Genomic DNA, 24,968 nt, shown 5'->3' with positions numbered 1-24,968 from the left:
TAATATGTCAAAATCATATTTTCTTCTAGACAAAATAGTCTTGACACCCATTCTAAGAAAAGGGTATATTTCCCTTAGACAAAGTAGTCTAGTTGAGAATATGAATATAGACAATAAAGTCTTGCTTTAAGGCAAGAGAGGAGTAGATGTATATGAAAGCAATTCATGACAAGATAACGAACGGCAACAGGGCGGAAGTGGCGATAGAGCCTGAACAGTGCCGGGATACCGTATGCTCGCAATGTCCGGGCACGGTGTGGGGAAAGAAGAGTATTTGTCGGGTGCATAATCTCTCAATCGGTCAGATCGACAGCTGCCCGGAATGGTTGACCCACTCGGTGAAGGCCTCGGTAGCTAACAAAGCAGCCGCAGAAGAGCAAGATTTGGAGCCGATTATGCAATACGTGCAGAAGATAGATACCGAGCTCCGGGACTTCAGTTGGACCGTGCGGGAAATCCAAAGGCTGGAGGAGGTGCTAGCCAAGGCAGCCGTAGAGATCGGCCCCCTTAATATCCGGCTGGTGGCCCAGTACGGTATTGAAGCGGCGCTGCCCAAGGGCAAGGGGGCCAAGGTCGGCGAGCTGTCACTCTCGGAGATGCAATACGAACGGACAGCCAAACGGCTGGTGGAGCTCAAGCAGCGGGTGGAGGATTTCACGCAGGCTTCCGACAAGATCATGGACGAGCGGGAACGAACAGTGCTGGATTGTCTAATGACCGGCGACCGCATGAACGATATCGCCAAGCATATCGGTGTTTCCCGCCAGCGGCTGCACGAGATCCGGCAGACCATTATCCGCAAGCTGACACTGGATATTTACAAGCAGTTTCTGGATTCGGAGTGATCAAGCATCCGGTTGACATTTCTGACACGGCGGACAAAATAGACAAAGATAGAAACGTATGTTCGCATAATGCTATACTGAGCTCAGCGGAACACAAGAACACAACAAAGCGCGGGTCATTCTTCTCAAAGGTGAGGAGGATGGCCCGTTGTCGTTGCAACGTTCTGAAGCGCCGCAGGGAGGTGAGTAAGATCGCAACAATCAGGGAAATGAAGAACGGCGTCCTCGCCGCGCTCGGCGAACGGTTTCCGGGCTTCGTCCTCTACGAGGGCGAGTTGCCCGCGCTGCCGGAGATTCCGTACTTTTATGTGCAGCCGTTCCCGGTTACCCAGAAGCGGGAGGTCGGGCGCCGTTATCGGCGAACGTTCGGCTTCGACATCCAGTTGAAAGCTGAGACCCCGGACGAGCTGCTCGACACGGCAGATGCACTGCTGGACGAGCTGGCCTACATCGAGGTGGACGGCTTCCCCTGCCGGGGCACCGGCCTGAGGCACGAGCTGGTAGACGGCGAGCTCCATGTGTACGTGCAGTATGAGATGCATGTGATGCGGGAGCGCGGGGAAGAGACGCCGATGGACAAGCTGGCACAGGAGGGAAGAATCAAGCATGCGTAAGAAACGAACAACGGCCACATGTGAGACGTACTACAGCCCCTAACAGCTGCATCGCTCGCAAGCGATGGCCGGTTGGAACAAGGATGTGCTGCAGGCCATCCTGAAGACGCAGGCTTCCTGCACTGTGCAGGAAGCAGAGCAAGCCATTCATCAATTCATGACAAGGGAGGCCAACTAAATGGCTGGAGGAACATGGACCACACAAAATAAGGTAAGACCTGGTGTGTATATCAATTTTGAAAGTGAGCCAAGACCGCTTGGCAGTGTAGGCGAGCGAGGCATTGTTGCGATGGCGCTGGTATTGGGATGGGGAGAGGTTAAAAAACTGACGCGTATCGCAGCAGGAGAGGATGTTCAGCATAAGCTTGGCTACTCACTGGCTGCGCCGGAGCTGAAGCTGGTGCGGGAGAGTCTGAAGCGGGCGCAAACCCTGCTGCTCTATCGATTGAATGAAGGGACGAAGGCAGTCGCCAATTTGGGCGATTTGACTTTCACTGCTAAATACAGCGGGGTACGCGGCAATGATCTGGTCGTTCGTGTGCAAGCAGATGTGGATACAACAGACGCTTTTGTCGTGACCACACTGCTGGATGGTACAGCCGTCGATACGCAGACCGTCACATCCGCAGAAGCACTTCTGGATAACGAATGGATCGTCTTCGGTGGTGAAGGCGTGCTGGAGCCCATCGCTGGTCTGCCGCTTGCCGGCGGCACCAATGGCACGGTAACGAACAGCGACCACACCGCCTATCTGGAAACCGTGGAGCTGCAGGAGTTTCATACCATGGCGGTGACCATTACGGATCCACAGCTCAAATCGGTCTATGCCAGCTTTGCAAGCCGGCTGCGTGAGCAGGAAGGCAAGAAGATTCAGGTCGTTCTGTCGGATTACCCGACGGCTGACCATGAAGGGGTCGTGAGCGTCAAGAATGGGGTCGTGTTGTCCGACGGATCGGTCATTCCGGCAGCGGAAGCAACAGCCTGGGTAGCTGGCGCGATTGCCGGCTCACAGCCGAATGAGTCACTCACCTATCAGGGCTACGACGACGCAGTGGACGTCGATACCCGGTATACGAATACACAGATCGAGTCTGCGCTTCGCAATGGCGAGTTTTTGTTCACGCCTAGTCATGGCCGTGCGGTTGTCGAGCAGGATATCAACACGTTGCGCAGCTTCACGCCAAGCAAGGGCAAGGCCTACGGCAAAAACCGGGTCATCCGCGTGCTGGATGGCATCAACAACGATTTTAAACGCATCTTCGAAACGTTCTTCTTGGGTAAAGTGGACAATACGGCGGACGGTCGGAATCTGCTTCGCAACGAGTGCAATGCGTATCTGACGAATCTGTTGGAGCTCGGAGCCATCCAGAATTTCGATGCTCAGACAGACGTTATCGTAGAGCCTGGCGTCGACAGCGATGCCGTTGTGATGAGCGTTTATGTGCAGCCAGTCGATGCAGTAGAAAAAATTTATATGAAAGTGCAGGTGAGGTAACATGGCATTCTTGAAAGCGCGGGATACAATTACCGGTCAGGAAGGTACTGCTTTTGCTTCAATTAATGGTGTCGTGGAGGAAATGTTCTACATCAAGAAAATCGAGGCGACCGCCGAGAAGCAGAAGGCCGAGGTCAAAACACTGGGCCGCCGCGGCGTGCAGCACAAAGCCATCGGCTGGAGCGGTACCGGTAACATGACCGTCTACTACGTCACCTCGAAGTTCCGTCAAATGATGCATGACTACATCAAGACGGGCAAGGACACCTACTTCGATGTCATGATCACCAACGCGGACCCGTCGTCGAGCGTCGGCCGCCAATCCGTCACCCTCAAAGGCGTCAACCTGAACAGCATCATCATGGCCCTGCTGGACACAGATGCGGAGACGCTGGAGGAGGAAGTGGAGTTTACGTTTGAGGATGTCGTCATTACGGAGTCATTTAAGGCGCCTAGACCATAATACTGAGGGAGGAATAACTATGGACAAAAGAAATATGGCTTTCTTTATGAAAGGGAAAGCCAAAGCAGTACCGGATGAAGAGGTAGTTGTCTCCAAACGATACAAGGACGATGAAGGAAATCCTATTCCCTTTATCCTTCGAGCGCTCCCAACCGACCGAATCGAAGAGCTCCAGGAAGAATGCACGAAGCCTATTAAAAGAAAAGGACGAGTGGTTGATCGAGAGCTCGACCAAAAACGATTCATTGCCCGTATTGGCGTAGAGTCAACGATTTACCCTGAGTTTCGGGACTCTGAATTACTCGCATCCTATGGCTTAACTGATCCTGTAGCTGTGGTGAAAATGATTTTATCGCTTCCGGGTGAATATGGTGAATGGATCAATGCTGTTCAACGTGTTAATGGGTTTGATGAAGAGTTCGACGAGTTAACCGAAGACGCAAAAAACTAATCGAGTCCGGTGATCGGGATGCCGTGTACGCCCATTGGGCGCTCCACAAGCTAAAGATACTGCCGCATGATCTTTATGTTATGGACCCGCATCACCGGGCCTTTATATACGCTAGTATTAAAAAGTACATTATTGATGAAGAGAAGGCTTCAAAAGTATCGCGGTAGAAGAGTATCGGAAGATTGGCACTTCCAATCACTCCTGTATTGGACCCCTACGGGGGTTCTTTTAAGTTGTCTAGGAGGTTTTGAGTATGGCAAAAGTCACTGCTACTTTTGAATTCAGTGATTTAATTAGTCGGAAGTTGGTAAACCCACTAAAGGGATTTCGTCGGCTTTCTAACTCCATTAAACAAGTTAATACGATGGTTAGAAAATTTAACCGTACTCCTTTTACATTATCAGTAAGAGATCGTGCAACCCGTACAGTCGAATCAGTTTCCAAATTACTGAAAAGCTTAAGGTCTAAGGTTACTTCCCCGATAATTCGGATCAAAAATCGTGCATCTCCAATTATAAAAAAAATTAGTAAAGAACTTGACTCACTTAATAAAAAGGCAGTAGCCATAACTGATTTTGGTGTTAATTCAACCAAGAGTCTCTATAAATCAGGAGCAAAAGCTTATGAAATGGATTCGAGGGCTGGGGCAATAACAGGGTTAAACAACGATTTTGTCAGCGATTCGGTGAAAGAAATTTATTATCATAATAATGCTGGGACCTCGAGAGAAAAAGTTGTTTCATCTATCGCAGCTATAGCTCAGCAAACAAACTTAGGAGATGACAGTCTGGTTGAGGCTGCACTACTTTCAAGTAAGGTTAACTCTCTAATACCTTCAATGAAAGATGGTGAAATTGAAAAAGTAGGCACTACCTTTTTAAATGCTATGGGAGTAAATTTCGAAAAAACACTGGATAGTCTAATGTATGTACACAAAAACGGTGGTGATATGGCGAAGGATCTTATGCCGACACTCACGGAGTACGCCGCCACATTTGCTGAATTAGGTATCTCACCGGATCAATTAGCTAGCGGTCTAGTGGCTGGTCAAAAAGCCGGTGCCCATAATTATCGTTTATTAGCCGACGCTATTCAAGAGTGGGGTTCTTTAGCAACCGCTGATGATAGCTCGGGGGTTCTAGCGAATATATTAGGCAAGGACCGCGTAAAACAAATTAAATCAGATAATGTGCCACAACATGCTATTATGGCTGAAATGATTACAGGGTTTTCAAAGATGGATGCTCTGCAGCAAGAGAAATTAGGGAAGGATTTATTTGGCTCGGGTTTTGAAGAACATAAAGTATCCATACTTGAGATGGCTCGGGAGTTAGCAAACATCGCCGAGGTTTCTGGAGAATTGAACAATCAATTTAATCAAATGCGTGAAAGTAATCCGTTCACAGTCATGAATGATTTAGTGAGAGCATCACTCTTAATTTTTGAAGATATCGGTAAAGCTATTATGAAAGATGTGGCTCCAGCCTTTCAGGAACTACATGCTTGGATGTCTTCTAAAGAGGGACAAGAGGCCATTGCCAAATTTTCAACAAGTGTTACTGAACTTGGCGTTGCCCTAGGTAATACTCTGGCCAATGGGATTCGATGGGTTGTTGAAAATTGGGAATGGCTATTGCCAATCTTGAAGATCGTTGGATCGGCTTTATTTTTACTTATGGGAGTTGTTAGAATTGTTGGGCCAATACTAAACTCTTTGGGAACGGTAATAAAATACGTTCGAGTTGCAGTGAGCGCTGTCACGGCAGCTGTTGGTTGGCTTTCGAAAGGATTCATAGCTCTTATTAACTGGGGTAAACCTTTATTTTCTTTTCTAGGTAGGATGATTGGTATCGCTCTTCGACTAGTGCCCGTCATAGGTACAATTGTTACCGTGGTATGGGCTGTATGGGAGGCATGGAAAAATTGGGAGTCTATTATGGAAATGTTGGATCGTTATTTTAATTTTGTTAGTGAGCGCATAAATGGATTGAAAAATATTTTAGATGATTTCAATCGAATGCTGGGACGTATGGGTGAGGCTTTCGAAGTATTTAAAGAGCAAACAAGTCAAGTAATGAGCGGTGATTTTAAGTTCGGTCTTCCCAAATGGATGGGTGGTGCTGGATTTATTCAACTTAATCAGCATGCAAAAGGCATATCTAATGTCCCATTTGACAATTATCCTGCTGCATTGCACAAGGGTGAGACAGTATTGCCACGCCGGGAGGCTGAATTGATTCGTAATATGGCTTCTGGTGGAGGTCGCGGCGCGTCAAGTGGAAGCATTATTGTACAAATAAGCGGAGATCATCATTATAGTAATAATCAGGACGCCGAACGTGTCGCTAACACCGTCTTGGCTAAGATAGAAAATGCATTACGTGATGGCCAGTCTACTTCTGCTAAGGGGGTATACGCCTAATGGAGTTCTGGTTTAAATTCAACAATGGAGCAGAGCAGTTGCAACTTCCCGTTAATCCTGAGGAGATTTCTATTGAATCAGGTAGCCAAAACACAAGCGTCAATGTGGCTGGCTTAGGCGAAATCAGTATCATCCAAGATCCTGTGTTATTGACCTTTGAGTTTTCTAGCTTCCTTCCAAAAGTATGGGGGCCTTACTGTGCATACAGAAACCTTCCATCCCCTTGGGTTGTGCGGAATACAATAGAACGATGGCGTCGGAGCGGTATACCTGTTCGGTTCATCATAACCAGGACACCTATTAATTACGCTGCGACGATCGATGATTTCTCAGTTTCAGAACGAGCGGGCGAAGATGGGTTGAACTTTAGTCTAACCCTGAAAGAATATCGAATGATAAAGCCGAGAAAACTCAGCCCAGATCACGCTGGTTATGGGGAGCTTACAACAGGAGACGACAGTAACCGGCCGGGCGATCAAAGTTCTCCAAGCAGCTATACTGTAAAAGCTGGAGATAGCTTATGGAAAATTGCCCAGAGTCAGCTTGGAGATGGGACAAGGTATAAAGAGATTGCCGCGCTAAATGGTATAAAAGCGCCATATACCATCCAGATCGGAAAAGTGTTATATCTGCCCAAGTAGTAAATTGAGGTGAGAAAATATGATTGAGATATGGGTGACTCGTCAAGATGGGAACTACATCTTACCTGTAAGTCGAGTGGAGTGGCGTGGCGCAAAATATAGAGCCCCTAGGTCGATTCAAGTTGATATGACCATAACGCAAACCTCTGGTCGCACAAATGTAATTGAGGAAGGTAATGCTGTCATCTTTCGCTGGAAGGGCCAGGAACTATTTCGCGGTATCGTATTCACTCGAGACTTCCGTTCAGACGGATCGCTCTCTTGGACTGCTTATGATAACCTATATTACTTGGTTAATAACTCAGACACCTATACATTCGTCAACAAAAAGGCCAGTGAAATTCTTCATCAGATATGTAACGACTTTCAGTTGCAGATAGGCAAAATTTCTGATACAAGGTATGTCAAACCGCGACAAGTCAGCGAAGATGATACTCTTTATGACATGGTTCTATCGGCTTTAGACAGCACTTTTAAATCTACAGGTCAACGCTACACGCTTCGATCGCGGATTGGTAAGGTAGAGTTAATTGAGAATGTTGAGAATGTCCATAAGTGGATTATCCAAGAAGGAGTAAATCTTACAGATTTTAATTATTCCACTTCAATTGAGGAGACGGTTTCCAGGGTGAAACTCAGATCAGGCGATGAGGAAGAATCAATCACCGCCGTTGCCGACAGCCAGCTTTTACAGTCGCGATTCGGCGTTTTGCAGCTTAATGAGATGGTATTTGATAAGCTCAACAAGGCTCAGTTACAACAACGAGCGGTACAAATGCTTAGTGAGCGTGGAAAAATCAATAGGACTTTCACATTGCAGTCGTTGGGTATCGTTGATGTCGTGGCTGGTTCTGGTATTCATGTTATCGTCCCCAAGCTCGGCATAAAAAAAGGATACTACGTAGATGATGATTCTCATAGCTTTGAAGGCAACGATTATTCAATGAATCTAACGTTGACCGAGACAGATGATCTACCTGATATTGCTGAAGAACCGATCGATAGCGACTAACATTGTGACACACCTAAGGGAGGCGATAAGAGGTGTATGAGACGATCAAATCAATTGTTGCGGAGTCTGTTCGTACCAGTAAGCCGTTGAGACTCCTGGAAGGAGTGGTGGTCACTTCTCCTCCGGAACTGTCGGTCCGCCTGGGTGATGATATTAAACGAACCTATCCGCGAGAGTTTTTGCTTGTGGCGGAGCATCTCGGCGTAACCTCTCATGAATTTAATATTAATGGACAAATGGCAGTACTTCAAATCAACAATCAATTAAAAGTTGGAGATCGAATCATGGTTGCTGCCTTACAAGGCGGGCAATCATTTTTTATTTTAGATCGGGTGGTGACCTATGGAACCTGACATTAAGTACCCTGAAATATTTGAAGGTCAGCCTCAGACTACAAGGACCTACGGCATTGATTTTAGAACCGGAAAGTTTAAGGGCATAATTGAAGGGTCTGAAACCATTAAACAATACGTTTTTAAGACCCTTCGCACAGCACGTTATGCTCACATGATTTATCCTGATAGTTACGGTTCGGAGCACAATGCAATCGGTGTAAGCAACAACGATCTTATGGAGAGTGAGCTTGCTCGTACAATAACAGAGGCACTTATATATGATGAAAGAATTACACGAATTTACAATTTTGAATTCTCAAGAAGCAATGATAGCCTCGTCTTGAAATTCGTCGTAGATACTATATTTGGCTCAACGCCAATTCAGGAGGTGATATAAGTTGTATGAAAATCAAACCTATGAAGTAATCTTGCGACGTATGATGGACCGCATACCTGACAGTATCGACAAGCGACCAGGCAGTATCATTTTTGATGCGATGGCACCAGCCGGCATAGAAATGGCTCAATTGTATTCACAGCTTGATGTGAATCAAGAACTTTATTTTGTTGACACTGCAGGTGGTGAATACTTGACTCGTCGTGCCTCCGAGAGAGGAATTATTCGACACCCTGCAACACCTGCTATACGTAAGGCCGAGTTCCGTGATAGATCTGGACTACTGTTACCTGTGGCTCCTGGAGAGAGATTCTCTGGAGGTGGTCTAAACTTTTTTGTGCTGGATCAAACTGCTGATGGTGCTTATCGACTGCAAGTGGAGGAAGCGGGCAATAAGGGAAATCAATATTTTGGGGATTTGTTACCAATCGGTTATATTGACGGGTTAGCAACAGCTAGATTGGGAGAGGTGCTCATACCTGGATCAGACCAGGAGACAGATGATGCGCTTCGCCAACGTTATTTAGACGACGCCAAGCAACCTGCAACAAGCGGCAACAAGGCTCATTATGTACATTGGGCTCGCTCAGTGGCGGGTGTAGGTGGTGTAAAAGTAACTCCTCTTTGGGAAGGGCCAGGTACAGTCATGGTACTGATAGTAGGTGCAGATATGGCGCCTGCAAATAAAGAATTAGTAGAGAAGGTGCAAAATTACATCGATCCTGAAAAAGGAAAAGGTGAAGGTCAAGCACCAATCGGCGCTCATGTTACCGTGGCGTCTGCGAAAGGGAAAATTATTGATTTCTCGGCAAAGGTAATATTGGCACCGGGATATGGTCTGCAAATGGTTACGGATAATTTTTTGAACCAATTAGAAGAATGGCGGCAAAAGGCCTCGTTTAGTGCCACTTATGTTAGTTTGCCGGTTATTGGTTCGCTGCTGTTAGCGACCGAGGGTATACTGGATTATTCCGAATTGACACTTAATGAAAGTTCATCAGCTAACATAGCATTGGCTGACGACGAGGTCCCAATAATCGGTATTGTGGACTTGGAGGTGTGACATGGCGTATCCAAACAAAATCGATGTATTCTACGAGAGACTTAATAAAAATCCAACGGGTAACCCTTACGTTATTGAAGAACAACTAAAAGTTATTGACGGGAGTTACAACGGACCGCTACGTCACGACAATATTAATAATCAAACCATTCGTGTATATACTGGTCCTCGTTTGACCGGTGAGCAGATTACAAACTGGACAATCTCTGTCCCCAGCAACACACCTTGGCGGCGACTCATACGCATCTTCTCCAGCGAGGCGGAGGTTTACGTTACTTACGAAACGCCAGGTGATACGGTTGAGGCCGACGATGTAAACGAGCTGCAAACAGCAGTTACATCGACACAAATTGAGGTAGAGCGCTATAAGTCCTCTAATGATTCGCTAGTTAGCGATACCCGCCAACGGCTGGAGACGGCTGAGAGAAGTAAGTCCGATCAAACTTACGTTGATTCTCAGCTGCTGACAAAGGCCGACAAGGCGACGACTTATACCCGAGAACAAACGGATGCTCGGATCCAGAGTGTCATTGGAGCGGCTCCAGATGCGCTAGATACGCTTCAGGAGATTGCCGAAGCATTGAACAATGATCCTGATTTCGCTGGCACTATGACCACCCAGCTAGCGTCTAAGGTGGATAAGGTAATCGGAAAGGGCTTGTCAACAGAAGACTATACGACAGTGGAACAGACAAAGCTAGCCGGTATTGCAGCTCGTGCGGGAACATCAGGCAGCGCCACCGATGCCGTAATTGGTAATCGCACCATCAGCGATACAACAGCGGCGATCTCTGATACAGGGACGCTTTCAGGTCTGCTCGGGGGGCTTGCACATGCAATGAAGGCAATCACCGGCGGGGCCAACTGGAGGTCGCTACCAAGTATCACGTTAGAAGTGATCAAAACCTTGCTAGATGAAGCTACTCATGTGGCTACAGCCGGGACGCTGCTTAAGCGTGACGGCTCGGGACGGGCTAAGGTTGCAGCTCCAGCAGCAGCTGATGATATTGCCCGCAAAGCAGAGGTAGATACAGTCGCTACTGCAGTGGCTAGTGCTATTGATAAGGCAGATAATGCCCAATCAGAGCTCAACATTCACATCGAGGACGGTGTTCGGCACCTATCCTCTGCGGAGCGTAATTCCTGGAATGCCAAGGCGTCCACAGCAATTGTGACATCTGCTACATCTGGACTCATGAGCGCAGTAGACAAGACCAAGCTTGACGGCGTAGCTTCCGGGGCAAACAATTACACACATCCTGTTAACCACCCGCCATCCATTATTACACAAGATGCAGGTAATCGTTTCGTAAGCGACGTCGAGAAAGCGAACTGGAACAGTAAAGAGACGATAACCGGGGCTCAGTCAAAAGTGGATAGTCACGCTAATGATGCTGTCAGGCATATCACAGCAGCTGAACGAACTACTTGGAATGCAAAACAGGCAGCACTTGGCTTTACACCCGAAAATGTCAGCCGTCGGGGTGCCGCTAACGGGTATGCTGAGCTGGATGCCGTTGGTAAGATCCCGGACAACCGGATCTCATCAACGTTCGTAACTCAGTCTCAATTAGGAGGCGCAGGTTACGGTGACATGACGAAATCTGTCTACGACACGAATGATAACGGTAAGATTGACGCAGCAGAGGCGGCGGATACAGTTCCTTGGTTAGGAGTAAGCGGCAAGCCTGCCACGTTTGCGCCAAATGCGCATGATCATGCACGCCTGCAAAGAATTGATGATCGCGACCGTAAACCTGTGGACACAGTAAAAGGATATGCCGAAGCTGTATTTACTTCACTTGGAGGCATGACGGGTGGAAGCAACAGTGTCTATCAAGACATGCTGGTACTAAACACTTATACAGACTCGTCCGGCGGTTTGGTCAATGCTCTTGTATTTGACAAGTCAACCATGACTATCCGACATTACCAGGCTACACAAGGGGCGACCAGCTGGGGGAGTCCGAAAATACTGGCATACGCGGACAACGTCATTCACAAAGGGGCACTCACTTGGGCGCAGTTAAGAGGTGATGCATAGTGACGTACGGTAAAGAGCTTTACGGTACGGTTCTATTCACAGCAATTTCTGAAGAAGGTGATAACCCACCACGACAAGGAATTAACTTGATGTCATATTTACCTTCTTACTACACCGAGGTCCTAGATTTTCAGCTTCTCCAAGACTCGATTGGTAAGGAACTTCAATTATTGATTGAAGATTTAGAGAATATCATGGATCAGCTCTATATAGATACGACCACCTGGGGACTGGATCGATGGGAAAAAGAGTTTGGGCTAACCACCGACCCTTCCCAGCTAACAGCCACTCGGCGGGAGATCATCAAGGCAAAGATGCAAGGTTCAGGTACGACGACTTCGGCCATGATTCAACGTATAGCCTCCACCTTTTCGGGTGGGGATGTAATTGTTGAGCAATCTATGGAAGCATATCATTTCCTCATCCGATTTGTTGGTCAGCTTGGTATCCCACCGAACATGGCTGGACTGATCCAAACGATTGAGGAAATAAAGCCGGCTCACCTCTCTTACGATTTCGTTTATACCTACACCTGGTGGGAGAGTCTTCAGAGTCTAACGTGGTCCCAGGCAAGAGTTAAAACATGGAATGATTTAAAAGTATTTGAAGGAGCGTGAATTGAACATGCAAACGACAGGCAATCTGAATCTCAAAAAACCGGAAGGCACGGATATCGTTGATATCAACGACCTGAACGACAACATGGACATCCTCGACTCTGAGGTGTCCCGTGTCGCTTCTCCCACAGTGAACGGCCGAATGGCAGCAGCTGACAAAGCCAAGCTCAACGGCATCGCGGCGAGTGCGAATAACTATGTCCATCCTGCCAACCATCCGGCCTCTATTATTACGCAGGATGCAAGCAACCGTTTTGTCACTGATGCCGAGAAAGCCGCGTGGAATGCCAAAGCCGGCTCCTCCGTCGCCACAACCAGCGCAAACGGACTCATGAGCTCCGGTGACAAAAGCAAGCTGGACGGGATCGCTGCAGGTGCTAACAACTATGTGCATCCTGCAAACCACCCAGCTTCAATTATCAGCCAGGACGCGAACAACCGCTTCGTCAGTGACACTGAGAAAGCCGCGTGGAACGCCAAGGCGGGCACTTCGGTGGCGACGACGGGTGCGAATGGGTTGATGAGTTCAGGCGATAAGAGCAAGCTGGATGGGATTACGGCTGGGGCGCAGCCCAATACAGTAACAAGTGTGGCTGGGCGCACGGGTGCGGTAGCTCTAACGAAGACGGACGTGGGCCTCGCGAGCGTGCAGAACTATGCGGTTGCGACGCAGGCGCAGGCTGAGGCGGGGACAGCGAGTACAGCGTATATGACGCCGCAGCGGACGAAGCAGGCGATTGATAAGTTGACGGGTAGCGTGCCTATGAGGCTACAGAATGGACAGTTGGAATATTTTGATGGAACGAGGTGGTTCAGCATGGGGAGTGAGAACTATTCTCCAATTGAAGTTATTAACAACTTTTCCGATATGACTCCAAGTATTTGGAGGACAATATGGGAAGTCTCTGGAGAAGGTGAACTTAGTGTAGCTGTTATAGATTCAATGTATTCGGATCATTCATTAGCAATTGAAAGAGAGATAAGAATAAAAATTGATGGGGTTGTTACGCTTTACTCGACAAATTTACGTCCGAATAGCAACTCTTCTTCACATATGCCGATTGGCTATATTGAACAAAGTGCCTTATCTTATGCTACAGGAAACAATCAAAGAGTTAATGGTTGGGGCATGAATACTGCGTCACCAAGTACAGTTAGTCGTTATGGACTAATTGGCGATTTAGCACCAAGACTACAATATCCTAACGTGAGCTTAGGACAAGGAGTGTCAATAGGATCGAAACCAATTCCTTTCAAAAGCACCATTCACGTGGAGATAAGAGTTATGGCTCAACATTACACTCCAATTCATTATTTAATACGGGGAGCGTTAAAGTAAAGTCATTGCATTTAATGAAAAATACAAATACTATTTGATTTATTCTATTATTCTTAAACCATTAATAACTTTGTATAGATAATAGGGAGGTGAAGGCATGGAGTTGATCAGCAAGGACACCGTGGAGCGACTGCAGAAGGTCGAGGAGCATATCCAGGCTGTGCAAGCTGAGATGTTGAGAGCCGCTCAAGAGTATCTAACTGTACAAGCGAGAATTGAGCTAATTGAAAAGGCTGGAGCGCGTCACGAGAAAGAGCTACGGGAGCTTAAAGAAATCTCGCGTAGTCTCCAACAACAATACGACCGCTTCGGCGAGAAAATCGACAAGCTGGAGAGCAAGCTTTTTAGCTGGATGCAGCAGTTGCAGCGGGATAATGCCGAGCTGATCAAAGCCGCCCAGACGGAAGGGGCGCTGGAGCGCCAGACCACCCTGAAGTCCTGGATGACCTTCCTCCAGTATGTCCTGGGCGGCACGATCTTTATTATTGTCGCTTATGTGTTTGGCATTAATTTTATTCGATAAGGAGGGACAAGCCATGGAATGGGATGTGGTGCAAGAGGTGCTGGACCCGGCGCTGCTTGTGGTACTGGTAGCCTGTTGGACGTTGGGGTATATCCTCAAGCAGACGCCAAAGGTACCGAATTGGGCGATCGTCTATGTAGTTACGATGTTTAGTGTCGGGTTTTCAATCTGGATTCTCGGCTTCGGGGCCTTGCAGCTGCTGCAAGGCTTTCTTTGTGGGGCTGTCGCAGTATACGGCTACGAAGTGGTGAAGCAGGGCCGGGAGGGCGTACGCGATGGTCAGACTTAGTCGCAAGGCGTTTGTAGCAAAACTGGCCCCCATTGTGCAGAAGGCTCGGCGAGACGGCTCGGCGATCTTTCCGTCGGTGCGGCTGGCGCAGAACATCCTGGAGACCGGCGGAGTGCTGCATCCCTGGAACAATCTTGGCGGAATTAAGGTGGGCAGCGGCTCCCCCAACGCTTACTGGCGGGGCGGGGTGGTCTACAAAGGCACTTGGGAAGTCTACGACGGAAAGCGGGTAGATATTCAGGCTGCGTTTCGGGCGTATGATACGCTTTATGACTTTTACATGGATCAGGATCTGTTGTTCCGGCTGCCGCGCTACGAGCGGGTGCGGCGGGCGATGACACCCGAGGCGCAAGCGGAGATGCTGCAGGTCTGCGGCTATGCGACGGATCCGAACTATGCCCATAAACTTATCACAATTATTCGCGATGAGAAGTTGCGGGGCTATGATGAGGTAGAGGAGGAATGGACCTTGAGCGAAAAGCAAGCGATGGAAGCGAAGCTCCAGCGGCTGGAACAGCGGCTGCATCAGCTGGAACAATCACACGATAGTGCGGTCCCGGCCTGGGCACAGGGAGCGGTGGATGCTGCGGTTAAGCAAGGAGTTATCGAGACGCCGGTGCGCGGCAGTTATGATTTCTTCCGGATGCTGGCGGTAGTGCACCGCAGTCAATTCATCGGCAAAAGCAAATAAACCGTTACAAATGATCTCGACCAACCGCCGTTCAAGCTATCGAACCCCGTAAGCTGTTAGTATAGCGCGAGAAGATAGTATACCCGTAGGCACAAACAATAACACGATTTTTCGCATTTAATTCAGCGATTTGCTACCAAACTACTCAAATGTATATGAAATTTCGAGCTTATTGAGCTGTCGCAGCCCGATCGAGGGTAAATAAGGTCGGTTTTTCGAATCCACGACATTCGCTCCCTACCCAGACCACTCCCAACACAGTAACTCCCCACACAACCAAAAAGCCCGGGACCGTCCACCGACGATCCCGAGCTTTCTACATAATTCTCGATTCCCTATCGCGTAATCTGCTTGTTTTCTCCTCCGATTACGCATTACGTATTTGCCTGTAACTCATTCCAATTAGACATCACCGTATTAAACTTGTACTTTATCCCGCTAGTCATCGCGCATTAAATCCGCTCTTCTTCTCCCCATCCCCTCACATTAAGCCTTCACTTTCCCCCGATGATCCATTGCGGCCATCGCCTGCAAGCCAGCCTGGTTGAGCAGGTTCCAAGGCTTGTTGTAGTGCGGTTGGAAGAAGAAGTCGACGAAGGCGAGCTCGGCGACGGTCATGCCGTTCTGGATGCAGACCGACAGGGTGTTGATTTGTTGAGTCAGGTCTGCCTTCGAGAGGATCTGACCACCGACGATGCGGCCTGTAGCTGTTTCATGAACGAGTCGGATCAGCACCTGCTCGTAGTGCGGCATAAACTCTGGAATGTCATGGTCCCGCAGCGTCAGCTCCTGGACATCCAATCCGGCGGCTGCAGCGGCTGCAACCGTCATTCCGGTCGAAGCTAAGTTGTAGTCATACAGCTTCAGCCCCGAGGTGCCTTGCGTGCCCATGTAACGGATGGTCGGCTGCATCAGGTTGCGGGCAATCAGGGTACCCATACGGACTGCATTGGTGGCGAGCGGGATGTAGGCCATCGCACCGGTCGGGTTGTAATGAACGGCACAGCTGTCGCCTGCAGCGAAGATATCCGGGTTGCTGGTGCGCATATACTCGTCGACGATGATCGCGCCGTTTGGCAGCATCTCGACTTGCCCTTTCAACAACTCGGTGTTGGGACGGAAGCCGATGCAGAGCACAACTAGGTCAGTCTCTAGTGTACCATTGGTCGTGATCACCCGTCGTACTTGGCCATCCTCGCCTTCAAAAGCTTCCACACTCCGGCCCAGCGCCAACTCCACGCCACGACGCTTCAGTTCAGCTTCCAGCGGGTCGGTGAACGGCTGGTCGAGGTATTTGCAAAGAATACGGTCCATGTTGTCGATCAGCGTTACTTGCTTGCCCATCTCCTCAAAAGCTTCAACCAATTCGATCCCGATGTATCCGGCTCCCACAATGGTAACGCGTTCGGCGTCCGTGGCTTTGGCCATGATCGTTTTTGCATGACCGTAGTTTTTGCAGAGCAGGATATTGTCGAGGTCCATACCATTCATCTTCGGAATAATGGGCCACGAGCCAGTGGTCATGACGAGCTTATCATACGTGTCGGTGATGATGTTGTCACCCTCCAGGCTGCGAGCGGTCAAAGTCTTGGCCTGGGCATCTACCCCGAGTACTTCGTGGCGCATCCGCATCTTCACGCCCATGCCTTCGAGCTGCTGCGGTGTGGCGTAAAACAACTGCTCGGCATCCTTGACCACACCGCCCACGGCTAGTGCGATTCCGCACGACAGGAACGAGATGTTGTCATTCCGCTCGTACACGGTGATTTCGGCGTCGGGGTGCTGCTGGGCGAGTTGGGTGACGGCGGCGGTGCCTGCATGGGTACAGCCGATAACGGCGATTTTAGTTGTCTTCATAAAAAGTTCCTCCTTAGGATATCGTGATTTATTTCACATAGTTGGTTAGTGTTGTTTCGTGAATTAATTCACAAACTTGGGGTGCGTTAGTGTTAGTAAGTCAATTGGGTTGCGTTAGAAAGTCATTCAATTGCTTGGATAAATGCCAAGATAGTAATTATCAGTGAGTATTAGTGTAAAGGTGTGTTGTAAACGGAATCTAATGAAACCTCATATCGTTATCTTGCACAAAACCTTACGATTTCAGTGCCATACGAAACTCAGTATTCTTATTCTGGCGAATTACTCGTTTGAAACGACAAGAACGAATGAATAACGTGCTCTAGTTTCCTTAGAAGTGAAATCCTCCCCAATAAGCTCAGTTAGCGCTGCTTAGTTTCGTTAGAGCAGGGGCAAGGTAGTCGTTAAGCTTAAGACTTGTGATTTAATTCACGTGATTTAATTCACAATGTGTGGCGATGAGTTAACTATATACTGAATTCAAACGGAGTGCAATAGGCTAACGTGATTTTTTTCACAATCATATGGGGCTCGTGACCGATTTGTGAACGAATTCACAAACTCCCAGAGTCCAGCCTAACCCTACCATCCGCCCCCTCCACCAAAGACTCTGACAACCAAGATCGCCCATAAAAGCCTTTACAAAAGTGGAATCAGCGGGTATTGTGGGGATTAAAATAACCTGATGTGGGGAGCAGCACCACTGCGTACCATCAATATTTCGATGAATTCGCTCGCCCGCCGGACTAGGGAAAGGAATGGATGACGCTGAGTTTTGTAGCGAAACGGATTGCGGAATTGGAGAACTATTCAGCCCCGCAAACGTCACAGGAAGATTTAGGGGAGTTTTGGGAAGAGACACTGAAGACGGCTGCTGCCCGGCCGCTCAATGATCGCCGGGAAGCACAGGAAAGTCTGTCTGACCATATGGAAGTGTACAAGGTTACTTACGAAGGCTACGATGATACGCCGATTCACGGCTGGTACGTGTTGCCGAAGTTTGGATTGCCGGAGGGCGGCAAGGGGCTGCCTTGTGTGGTCATGTATCACGGCTATCATGGAAGTAAAGGCAATCCGGAGCAATACGCAGCCTGGCTATTGATGGGCTATGCGGTGTTTGCCATTGATGTTCGTGGTCAGAGCGGCGATACTGGAAATTTGCTAGCTCAGCACCATGGTAAAACGTCGGGTTGGATGACACAAGGACTGCTCCATCCCAAAGGCAGCTACTACCAGGCCATCACGGTCGATGCGATCCGCGCGGTAGAATGGGCTGCAGCACAGCCGGAGGTGGACGCCAGCCGCATTACCGTCATGGGCGGCAGTCAAGGCGGCGGCTTGGCATTAATTACAGGTGCGCTTAGTGACATTCCGAGCCAGGTGGTTGCCGACATTCCTAATATGTGCCACATGGATTACGGGATTTACCATTCGCAGGGCTCGCTGATCGAAGCGGCCAGCTTTGTCTCGCGGCAGCCGGAGCGGTTGGAGGAGGTCCTGCGGACCTTGAGCTATTTTGATATGATTAATCTGGTCAGACGCCTGACGGTCCCCACCTTTGTCTCGGTCAGCCTGAAGGATCCTATCTGTATGCCGGAGACAATCTTCGCTTTCTATAACCGGCTGGACGCACCGAAGCAGATGCAGATTTACCCGTTTAACGGTCATGCGACGAGTGGTGATCACCTGCGCAAGCAGGTAACCTTCATGCGCAAAAATGATCAACAATGATTGGTTGGGCCAAGCGGCCGGCAATTGGGTGGTGTGCTCCTGCGCCAAGGCGCCTATAATAATCAGAGATGTATAACTCGTAGGTTGGGCAGGTGATGGGTATGCAATGGCTTCATATCACGGCAATCGTGTTGGTTGTCCTCGGCGCAGTCGCGACCATTATCATAGGGCAATCAAACAGCAACAAGCAAACGGATTCACGCTATATGAAAAACACCGGCCGCAAATGGCTTCGTCTGAGCGCCATTTATGTAGCAAGTGTTCTTGTCGTGGTGGGAATTCTGTGGTTTTTGAATTGACTCTTCTGCCATAAAAGCCGTTCCGTGCGTATGCGACGGGACGGCTTTTTGGTGTTTTTGATCAGTTGTTGGTGTCTTGGGAAGCCTGCACATCGTTCAGGGCTTGGGCAAAGGCAGCGATGCCTGGACCAATATCAGCCGCATCCGGCCTGGCAAAGGTGAAACGGACATAACCGGACTCGGAGCCGTAGACGCTACCGGGCACAAATACGACTCCGCGCCTGATGGCGGCTTCCAGCAGACGTCCATCATGGACGGGAGGCAGGAGCTTGCACCATAAATGCAAGCCGCCCTCGGGGATGAAGAATTCAATCTGTTCAGGACGGAGTTCCCGGCGCAGTGCCTCAATAAGCAGATCCCGCTTGTAGTGCAGCTCTACCTGCAGCCGGTCAAGATGTGGCAAGAGGGCTTCTGATCGCAGAAAACGGGCAGCGATTTCTTGAGGGATAATGCTAAGCCCGAAATCCATTTGCTGCCTGGCATCAGCCAGCCGTTCCACGACAGTCCGTGGAGCGACCATCCAGCCGATGCGCAGTCCGGAAGCGGCAATTTTGGAGAGCGAGCCAATATACAATACAGAGCCGGCAGTATCTAACGTTTTGAACGGCGGCGGAGGGGCTCCATTATAGTCTGTCAGACTGAAGGGATCATCCTCCACAATCGGCAGCGCCAGCTCGCTCGCCACCTCCAGCACGGCCTTGCGACGGGCTTCGGACATGACGGTCCCCGTAGGATTTTGATAATTGGGGTTGAGAAAAACCATCTTGATGCGGTGCATCCGGTACACCTCACGGAGATCATCCGGATGTACACCTTCTTCATCTACGGGCAAACGGAACAACCGCAGTCCAGCCGATTGAAACATCGGGAGCGAGTAACAATATGAAGGATCCTCGACAGCCACGGCATCGCCTGGTGCTAGCAGGCATTGAGTAATGAGATACAGGGATTGCTGGGATCCCGAGGTAATGAGGATGGACGACTCCGTCGTCTGCAGCCCGCGATGGGTCTCCAAAAAACCAACCAGCGCCTGTCGTAGTGGCAGATACCCTTGTGGATGGTCATAGCCGAGATAGGATGAAAAGCGCCGCTCACTCATCAATGTGGCAATCTCGTCGGTAGGTGCCAAATCGGCCGCCAGTTCGCCGCTCGCCAGATCAATAAGTTCCTGCTGACTGAGCACTTCCCGGATTCGGCGCATAAACGGCGGATTGGGAAGGAAGCTGCCGCCCTCGGCGTAACGTTTCCAGTTCGGTGTATGCTTGGGGATGGCGCCCCACTTGCTGAGGCTGACGCGCGTGCCGCTGCCCGTCCGGCTCTCCAGAATACCCATCGCCCGCAGCTCGGCAAAAGCCTGGATAATGGTGCTGCGATTCACGCCAAGCTGCTCAGCCAGCTTGCGTTCGGACGGAAGCTGGGTCCCGGGTGGCAGCTCACCGTAGGAGATGCGCCGCTCCAGATGATCGGCGATTTGTTCATATAATGGTGTCCCGCTGTCACGGTCAGGCTTCCACATGAGGGACCTCCTTAATTTATGGGGATGAGGCAGACATATGTAGGACAAACAAAGCCACGATACCATGTACGGAGCGAAGTTTCAAGCGGTTGAGCGGGAGAGAAGGTGTGTTTTGATCAGTTGAGTAGTCGGGGGAGCGGCTGAATAGAGGAAGAAAAGTGTATTACAGCGGACGGACGGCGGAGATGCAAGGAAATAGAGGAAGAAAGGTGCGTTACAGCGGACGGAGGGTGGAGTGGCGACCGAATAGAGGAAGAAAGGTGTGTTACAGTGGGCGGAGGCTGGAGATGCGAGCGAATAGAGGAAGAAAGGTGTGTTGCATTGGGTGAACGGGGGAGGTGCGAGCAAATAGAGGAAGAAAGGTGTGTTACAGCACCTGCCCTCGGCCATAGCCTCCCTGCCCGTCCCGCCCTCGGCCATAATAGCCAAGCCGGTCCTATCCTCGGCCCGCCCGGCGGGCCAGCACTCACAAAAAAGCCCTGCCCCGGCAAGCCGGGACAGAGCGAAGACAACGAAGCTAACGCTGGTGGCGCTGGTGGGTGAGCAGCTTTTGCGAGAGCCGGATCAGCATACGCTGCCAGCGGTCCTGCAGGGCCATCAGAGAGAAGCCGGGGCTGGCAGACTGTGATGCTGCATGCGTGCGTTGCTCCTGCTCCAGCTGGGCATAGAGCTCCGGCGCCTGCGCGCCTGCGGTGTGCTCCAGCATGCGGGTTTGTAAGCCGGAGATCGCCGCATCATAAGCCTCCAGTTGAGCCATGGTGATGGTAGAGCATTTCTTGAGCTTGCCGATCCAGGCCTCGACTGCCATGGCGATCAGCTCGTGCTGGCCGCTGGTAACGGCAAGCTCCCAGTCCTTGGCAGACGCTGCAAAGTCCGGGGCGTCACCGAGGCCGCTGCCACCTTCTCCATCAGGTCGGGCATGATGGATGTAGCTGTCGCTTTCCAGCAGATTGCGAGCCCGCAGAGCATCTACTGCTTGCCGATACAGCTGGGGCACATCGGACGGGAAGGTACCGCGCGGACTGATCCCGAAGTGCATGCGGCGCTGCAGCGTGGTATACAGGCCTTCATTGATTTCGTTCATCAGGACGGTCAGGCTCATCTTGGCGTCCCACACCATCAGGGTAATTTCACCCGCTTCGCCGGGATGCCGGAAGGCCGTGCCGAGCTGCCGCGGTTGCAGGAATTCGTTGCAAATGTTGAGAAGGGCAAAGTACAGCAGGTCGGCGTCATTGCCAAAACGTTGAAACAGCTTGTAGTCACTGCTGTCCACTTCAAGAAGGGCGACAGCGACCGTGTCGAACGATTCAGGCAGCCCGCATTCGTCCTTGAGCATCCGCATCGTCGATTCGTGATGGGTCGGATCGTCAACCAGGCCAGACAGCAATTTGTCTGCGTACATCGGCATGAACCGACTGCCTTGCGGCTGCTGGCGTTCCCGAATCTGCCGTTCCTGCTGCTCACGCAGCGAAGCCGTCACCGCTTTGCTGAGGGCAGCGCTCAGCACCTTGGCTTCGACCGGCTTGAGCAAGTAGTCGATGCCGCCGTAGCGCATGGTGCTGCGAACAAAATCAAAATCGTCGTGTCCGCTGATGACGACGAACTTGATCGTAGGCTCGTGCTCATGCACCCATTTCATTAGCTCGACACCATTCATCTGCGGCATCATCATATCCATCAGAATCAGCTGAGGATGCTCGCGCATGATGATGTCTTTGGCCGTCAGTCCGTTATCGGCCTCTAGCACCTGTTCGATGCCGTATTCCTCCCACTTAACCAGCTGGTGGATCGTTTTGCGGGCACGCTCTTCGTTGTCTACTATCAAAAGTTTCATCGCTCTCTCACGCTCCACATCCGTTAAACATATCTTTCTTTCTATACCCATCCTACCGAATCCGAAGCGGATTATCAAATTGTGATTTTAAAAAACATCCGGCATGCTAATACAGCTTGCCAAGGCGGTAAAGAGTCGCAGAAAGCTTCATCACCGCATGGTTGTAACAATGGGTCCGGAGGCTATGGACACCGCCAAAATAAGCAGGCAGCAGCGACTCCATGGTATGCTGCATTTTGTCCACCAATTGCTTGAACACCTCATCTTCGGTATAGAATTGCGTCTCCCGTCCCTGAAGCCATTCAAAGTACGAGACGATCACACCGCCGGCATTGGCCAGAATATCCGGAATGATAACAACGCCTTGTTCACCCAAGATCCGGTCGGCATCCCCGGTTACGGGCGCATTGGCGCCCTCAACGATGATTCGGGCCTTGACCGCATGGGCATTATCCGCATGAATCTGGTCCTCCAATGCCGCCAGAATGAGGACATCCACGTCAAGTGTCAACACGGCTTCACGGTCCAACAGCTCGGCCTTGATGCCTGCGGCGTCCAGCTGATCCTTCGATAGCGGCAGATCCCCGCCATGATTGGCGGTATAGTCTACAAGCGCCGGAATATCCAGCCCGTCTTCATTGTATAAGGTATGGTTGCGGTCACTGACGGCGACGACTTTGTTCTGCAGCAGCTTGCACTGATAAGCCTCCAGCGCCGCTACCGAACCGACGTTGCCGAAGCCCTGTACAGCCAGCTTGAGCGGACGATCGGTATGCCCGATAACCGTCTGCAGGAATGGATTAACCTGCGTTTTCTCACCGGCGAGCCACTGGCTCTGATGCTTCATAAAATCGTACAGCGTATAGCGTAGTGTGAAATAGACACCTTTGCCGGTCGCTTCACGACGGCCCAGCGATCCGCCATTCACGACGCTTTTGCCTGTGAAGCTGCCGCGGTAAGGCTCGCCGGGATGAATATTTTTAAATTCGGCCATCATCCAGTCCATCTCACGCTCGCCGCTGCCCATATCAGGAGCGGGAATGTCCTTGTCAGGACCCAAGACATCGCTGAAGTACTGGACGTATTTTTTGCAGATCATATACAGCTCGCGAACGGAATAATCCCGTGGATTGATAATGATGCCACCTTTGGCACCGCCAAACGGAACTTCATGGAGCGCATTTTTGAGCGTCATCAAGGTCGCCAGATTGGTTACCTCATCTTCGTTCACCGTCTCATGGAAGCGAATGCCTCCTTTATAAGGGCCCAGCGTATCATTGTGTTGAATCCGGAAGGCAGGAACCCGCACGACATTGCCGCTATCCATGACAATTCTCAGGTAGGACTTATGAATATGATTTGGCGTGGAGAGGATTGCCCCCAGCGAGCGGAAGGCCTGCTCCCGGTCCAGTCCCTTCAGATGGGTCAAAAAATCCGTATCCTGCAATAGTGCGTCCAACGACTGCTGGACGATCAAACCGGTCTCATTAGCCATCGTATCATCCTCCTGTAGCGTATGTATGACATGATTTAGTCAGGTGGTGCTCTCTTAGTATTCTACCACATTGGAGCGCGAATCCAAGAACGGCAGACCAGGGTATACTTCTGTCATGGGGCATGCCATAATAGAGATCGTTTGTTGGGCGTGACAAGAGATAGCAGGAGGAGGGTGAGAGGAATGGATGGCAAGCTGAGAGCAAATGTCAAACCGGGGATCACGGTGGACATCGTCTTGAAGCAGGACCAGCGGACAGGCAAGACGACCAGAGGTGTCGTCAAGGATCTGCTGACAAATTCACCGCAGCATCCGCATGGGATTAAGGTAAGGCTACAGGACGGTCAGGTAGGGCGCGTCAAGACCATTATTCCTGAATAAGGCTAACCAGAAGCGGGCAACCCAAAAACTGCCTGGGCGATGCCCGGGCAGCAGGGGAACCTATAGGGCGCTTGACCTTAGCTAACCTACCCGAGCAAGGCTTTGACATGCGGCTCGATCTTGGCTGGCGTATCTTGGGGGCCAAACCGCTTGACCACGCGGCCGTCACGGTCGACAAGAAATTTTGTGAAGTTCCATTTGATCGCCTTGGAGCCCAGGATGCCTGGTGCTTCTTGACTTAAAAATTGATACAGCGGGTGGGCATCCTGGCCGTTGACGTCAATCTTGGCAAACAACGGAAAGGTTACGCCATGATTAATCTGACAGGTCTGTTCGATCTGAGCGTCTTCGCCTGGCTCCTGATTGGCGAACTGGTTGCTCGGAAAGCCAAGCACCCGCAGCCCTTGCTCCCCATATTGCTGATGCAGCTGCTCAAGTCCGGTAAACTGAGGGGCAAAACCGCACTTGGTCGCGGTATTGACAATCAGTAACACATCTCCGCGATACTCGGACATCGGACGCGATTCCCCGCGAATCGTAGTTACCTCGTAATCATAGATAGACATATCCGTTCCCTCCTGCATTTCGATTTTTCTCAATTAAATTTTATACAA

At 50.2% G+C, this 24,968-nt stretch carries 27 protein-coding genes; 21 read left to right on the top strand and 6 right to left on the bottom strand.

Annotated features, from left to right (window positions below; all coding sequences use genetic code 11):
• Nucleotides 1-152 precede the first annotated feature (152 nt).
• The 18 genes from F556_RS35410 to F556_RS0127615 all read left to right on the top strand — a co-directional run bounded on the left by F556_RS35410 (nt 153) and on the right by F556_RS0127615 (nt 15,241).
• Entirely contained in the window at nt 153-845 is a 693-nt protein-coding gene (locus F556_RS35410) for a sigma-70 family RNA polymerase sigma factor (protein WP_020620266.1), read from the top strand.
• Between the two features lie 209 nt (nt 846-1,054).
• Complete coding sequence (locus F556_RS0127695; protein WP_020620265.1) at nt 1,055-1,459, top strand: phage tail terminator family protein; 405 nt, start codon at nt 1,055-1,057, stop codon at nt 1,457-1,459.
• A 64-nt stretch (nt 1,460-1,523) separates the two neighbouring features.
• Nucleotides 1,524-1,637: a YqzN/YkzM domain-containing protein gene (locus F556_RS39340; RefSeq protein WP_483823570.1), complete on the top strand. Its 114-nt coding sequence runs from the start codon at nt 1,524-1,526 to the stop codon at nt 1,635-1,637.
• Nucleotides 1,638-2,954, top strand: a complete 1,317-nt coding sequence (locus tag F556_RS0127685; RefSeq protein WP_020620263.1) for a phage tail sheath family protein — start codon at nt 1,638-1,640, stop codon at nt 2,952-2,954.
• Between the two features lies 1 nt (nt 2,955).
• Nucleotides 2,956-3,417 (top strand): phage tail tube protein, encoded by a 462-nt coding sequence (locus tag F556_RS0127680; protein ID WP_020620262.1) that lies wholly within the window; start codon nt 2,956-2,958, stop codon nt 3,415-3,417.
• A 19-nt stretch (nt 3,418-3,436) separates the two neighbouring features.
• A complete protein-coding gene (locus F556_RS0127675) occupies nt 3,437-3,868 on the top strand; it encodes a phage tail assembly chaperone (RefSeq protein WP_020620261.1) in 432 nt (143 codons plus the stop codon).
• A 253-nt stretch (nt 3,869-4,121) separates the two neighbouring features.
• Complete coding sequence (locus F556_RS0127670; protein WP_020620260.1) at nt 4,122-6,290, top strand: phage tail tape measure protein; 2,169 nt, start codon at nt 4,122-4,124, stop codon at nt 6,288-6,290.
• Entirely contained in the window at nt 6,290-6,931 is a 642-nt protein-coding gene (locus F556_RS0127665; protein WP_020620259.1) for a LysM peptidoglycan-binding domain-containing protein, read from the top strand. Before F556_RS0127670 ends, F556_RS0127665 begins: the two co-directional genes overlap by 1 nt.
• A 19-nt stretch (nt 6,932-6,950) precedes the next feature.
• A complete protein-coding gene (locus F556_RS0127660) occupies nt 6,951-7,943 on the top strand; it encodes an XkdQ/YqbQ family protein (protein ID WP_020620258.1) in 993 nt (330 codons plus the stop codon).
• A 32-nt stretch (nt 7,944-7,975) separates the two neighbouring features.
• A complete protein-coding gene (locus tag F556_RS0127655; RefSeq protein ID WP_020620257.1) occupies nt 7,976-8,296 on the top strand; it encodes a DUF2577 family protein in 321 nt (106 codons plus the stop codon).
• Nucleotides 8,286-8,675, top strand: coding sequence for a DUF2634 domain-containing protein (locus tag F556_RS0127650; RefSeq protein ID WP_020620256.1), 390 nt, complete (start codon nt 8,286-8,288; stop codon nt 8,673-8,675). The genes F556_RS0127655 and F556_RS0127650 overlap by 11 nt, the downstream gene beginning before the upstream one ends.
• Nucleotide 8,676: 1 nt before the next feature.
• On the top strand, nt 8,677-9,738 hold the full coding sequence (locus F556_RS0127645; protein WP_020620255.1) for a baseplate J/gp47 family protein: 1,062 nt from the start codon (nt 8,677-8,679) through the stop codon (nt 9,736-9,738).
• A gap of 1 nt (nt 9,739) precedes the next feature.
• Nucleotides 9,740-11,782, top strand: coding sequence for a hypothetical protein (locus tag F556_RS38655; protein ID WP_020620254.1), 2,043 nt, complete (start codon nt 9,740-9,742; stop codon nt 11,780-11,782).
• A complete protein-coding gene (locus tag F556_RS0127635; protein ID WP_020620253.1) occupies nt 11,782-12,399 on the top strand; it encodes a YmfQ family protein in 618 nt (205 codons plus the stop codon). The genes F556_RS38655 and F556_RS0127635 overlap by 1 nt, the downstream gene beginning before the upstream one ends.
• 7 nt (nt 12,400-12,406) lie before the next feature.
• Nucleotides 12,407-13,738 (top strand): hypothetical protein, encoded by a 1,332-nt coding sequence (locus F556_RS0127630; RefSeq protein WP_020620252.1) that lies wholly within the window; start codon nt 12,407-12,409, stop codon nt 13,736-13,738.
• Nucleotides 13,739-13,835: 97 nt separating this feature from the next.
• Nucleotides 13,836-14,261 carry a hypothetical protein gene (locus F556_RS0127625; protein WP_020620251.1) on the top strand — a complete coding sequence of 142 codons (426 nt, stop codon included), beginning with the start codon at nt 13,836-13,838 and terminating at the stop codon, nt 14,259-14,261.
• Between the two features lie 13 nt (nt 14,262-14,274).
• A complete protein-coding gene (locus F556_RS0127620) occupies nt 14,275-14,550 on the top strand; it encodes a phage holin family protein (RefSeq protein WP_020620250.1) in 276 nt (91 codons plus the stop codon).
• Complete coding sequence (locus tag F556_RS0127615) at nt 14,537-15,241, top strand: glycoside hydrolase family 73 protein (RefSeq protein WP_020620249.1); 705 nt, start codon at nt 14,537-14,539, stop codon at nt 15,239-15,241. The genes F556_RS0127620 and F556_RS0127615 overlap by 14 nt, the downstream gene beginning before the upstream one ends.
• A 486-nt stretch (nt 15,242-15,727) precedes the next feature.
• Here the strand turns inward: F556_RS0127615 and F556_RS0127610 are convergent, their stop codons facing one another.
• Entirely contained in the window at nt 15,728-17,098 is a 1,371-nt protein-coding gene (locus tag F556_RS0127610; RefSeq protein WP_020620248.1) for an FAD-dependent oxidoreductase, read from the bottom strand.
• Between the two features lie 768 nt (nt 17,099-17,866).
• Between F556_RS0127610 and F556_RS0127605 the strand changes: the two genes are divergently transcribed.
• Nucleotides 17,867-18,829, top strand: coding sequence for an acetylxylan esterase (locus F556_RS0127605; protein ID WP_026297532.1), 963 nt, complete (start codon nt 17,867-17,869; stop codon nt 18,827-18,829).
• Between the two features lie 101 nt (nt 18,830-18,930).
• Complete coding sequence (locus F556_RS0127600; RefSeq protein ID WP_026297531.1) at nt 18,931-19,128, top strand: hypothetical protein; 198 nt, start codon at nt 18,931-18,933, stop codon at nt 19,126-19,128.
• A 61-nt stretch (nt 19,129-19,189) separates the two neighbouring features.
• Here the strand turns inward: F556_RS0127600 and pdxR are convergent, their stop codons facing one another.
• From pdxR to F556_RS0127585, 4 genes are all read right to left on the bottom strand, one after another.
• On the bottom strand, nt 19,190-20,644 hold the full coding sequence (pdxR, locus tag F556_RS0127595; RefSeq protein WP_020620245.1) for a MocR-like pyridoxine biosynthesis transcription factor PdxR: 1,455 nt from the start codon (nt 20,642-20,644) through the stop codon (nt 19,190-19,192).
• An 81-nt stretch (nt 20,645-20,725) separates the two neighbouring features.
• Nucleotides 20,726-21,073: a hypothetical protein gene (locus F556_RS38650; protein WP_157272985.1), complete on the bottom strand. Its 348-nt coding sequence runs from the start codon at nt 21,071-21,073 to the stop codon at nt 20,726-20,728.
• Between the two features lie 88 nt (nt 21,074-21,161).
• The gene (locus tag F556_RS35400; protein ID WP_020620244.1) at nt 21,162-22,478 is read right to left on the bottom strand and encodes a response regulator; all 1,317 of its coding nucleotides are present in this window, start codon (nt 22,476-22,478) and stop codon (nt 21,162-21,164) included.
• A 106-nt stretch (nt 22,479-22,584) separates the two neighbouring features.
• Nucleotides 22,585-23,973: a Glu/Leu/Phe/Val family dehydrogenase gene (locus tag F556_RS0127585; RefSeq protein WP_020620243.1), complete on the bottom strand. Its 1,389-nt coding sequence runs from the start codon at nt 23,971-23,973 to the stop codon at nt 22,585-22,587.
• Between the two features lie 183 nt (nt 23,974-24,156).
• Here F556_RS0127585 and F556_RS0127580 point away from each other — a divergent pair, with 183 nt between their 5' ends.
• Nucleotides 24,157-24,354: a YwbE family protein gene (locus F556_RS0127580; protein WP_020620242.1), complete on the top strand. Its 198-nt coding sequence runs from the start codon at nt 24,157-24,159 to the stop codon at nt 24,352-24,354.
• 86 nt (nt 24,355-24,440) lie between these two features.
• Here the strand turns inward: F556_RS0127580 and F556_RS0127575 are convergent, their stop codons facing one another.
• Complete coding sequence (locus tag F556_RS0127575; RefSeq protein ID WP_020620241.1) at nt 24,441-24,920, bottom strand: glutathione peroxidase; 480 nt, start codon at nt 24,918-24,920, stop codon at nt 24,441-24,443.
• Between the last annotated feature and the right edge of the window lie 48 nt (nt 24,921-24,968).

It is taken from the genome of Paenibacillus daejeonensis DSM 15491 (assembly GCF_000378385.1).
GTDB classification, from domain to species: domain Bacteria; phylum Bacillota; class Bacilli; order Paenibacillales; family Paenibacillaceae; genus Paenibacillus_D; species Paenibacillus_D daejeonensis.
This window is presented reverse-complemented; position numbering and strand designations above follow the sequence as displayed.

Coding starts and splice junctions, on each gene's coding strand:
- F556_RS35410 (WP_020620266.1), top strand. CDS start 153: ATGAAAGCAATTCATGACAAGATAACGAACGGCAACAGGGCGGAAGTG.
- F556_RS0127695 (WP_020620265.1), top strand. CDS start 1,055: ATGAAGAACGGCGTCCTCGCCGCGCTCGGCGAACGGTTTCCGGGCTTC.
- F556_RS39340 (WP_483823570.1), top strand. CDS start 1,524: ATGGCCGGTTGGAACAAGGATGTGCTGCAGGCCATCCTGAAGACGCAG.
- F556_RS0127685 (WP_020620263.1), top strand. CDS start 1,638: ATGGCTGGAGGAACATGGACCACACAAAATAAGGTAAGACCTGGTGTG.
- F556_RS0127680 (WP_020620262.1), top strand. CDS start 2,956: ATGGCATTCTTGAAAGCGCGGGATACAATTACCGGTCAGGAAGGTACT.
- F556_RS0127675 (WP_020620261.1), top strand. CDS start 3,437: ATGGACAAAAGAAATATGGCTTTCTTTATGAAAGGGAAAGCCAAAGCA.
- F556_RS0127670 (WP_020620260.1), top strand. CDS start 4,122: ATGGCAAAAGTCACTGCTACTTTTGAATTCAGTGATTTAATTAGTCGG.
- F556_RS0127665 (WP_020620259.1), top strand. CDS start 6,290: ATGGAGTTCTGGTTTAAATTCAACAATGGAGCAGAGCAGTTGCAACTT.
- F556_RS0127660 (WP_020620258.1), top strand. CDS start 6,951: ATGATTGAGATATGGGTGACTCGTCAAGATGGGAACTACATCTTACCT.
- F556_RS0127650 (WP_020620256.1), top strand. CDS start 8,286: ATGGAACCTGACATTAAGTACCCTGAAATATTTGAAGGTCAGCCTCAG.
- F556_RS38655 (WP_020620254.1), top strand. CDS start 9,740: ATGGCGTATCCAAACAAAATCGATGTATTCTACGAGAGACTTAATAAA.
- F556_RS0127630 (WP_020620252.1), top strand. CDS start 12,407: ATGCAAACGACAGGCAATCTGAATCTCAAAAAACCGGAAGGCACGGAT.
- F556_RS0127625 (WP_020620251.1), top strand. CDS start 13,836: ATGGAGTTGATCAGCAAGGACACCGTGGAGCGACTGCAGAAGGTCGAG.
- F556_RS0127620 (WP_020620250.1), top strand. CDS start 14,275: ATGGAATGGGATGTGGTGCAAGAGGTGCTGGACCCGGCGCTGCTTGTG.
- F556_RS0127615 (WP_020620249.1), top strand. CDS start 14,537: ATGGTCAGACTTAGTCGCAAGGCGTTTGTAGCAAAACTGGCCCCCATT.
- F556_RS0127610 (WP_020620248.1), bottom strand. CDS start 17,098: ATGAAGACAACTAAAATCGCCGTTATCGGCTGTACCCATGCAGGCACC.
- F556_RS0127600 (WP_026297531.1), top strand. CDS start 18,931: ATGCAATGGCTTCATATCACGGCAATCGTGTTGGTTGTCCTCGGCGCA.
- pdxR (WP_020620245.1), bottom strand. CDS start 20,644: ATGTGGAAGCCTGACCGTGACAGCGGGACACCATTATATGAACAAATC.
- F556_RS35400 (WP_020620244.1), bottom strand. CDS start 22,478: ATGAAACTTTTGATAGTAGACAACGAAGAGCGTGCCCGCAAAACGATC.
- F556_RS0127585 (WP_020620243.1), bottom strand. CDS start 23,973: ATGGCTAATGAGACCGGTTTGATCGTCCAGCAGTCGTTGGACGCACTA.
- F556_RS0127580 (WP_020620242.1), top strand. CDS start 24,157: ATGGATGGCAAGCTGAGAGCAAATGTCAAACCGGGGATCACGGTGGAC.
- F556_RS0127575 (WP_020620241.1), bottom strand. CDS start 24,920: ATGTCTATCTATGATTACGAGGTAACTACGATTCGCGGGGAATCGCGT.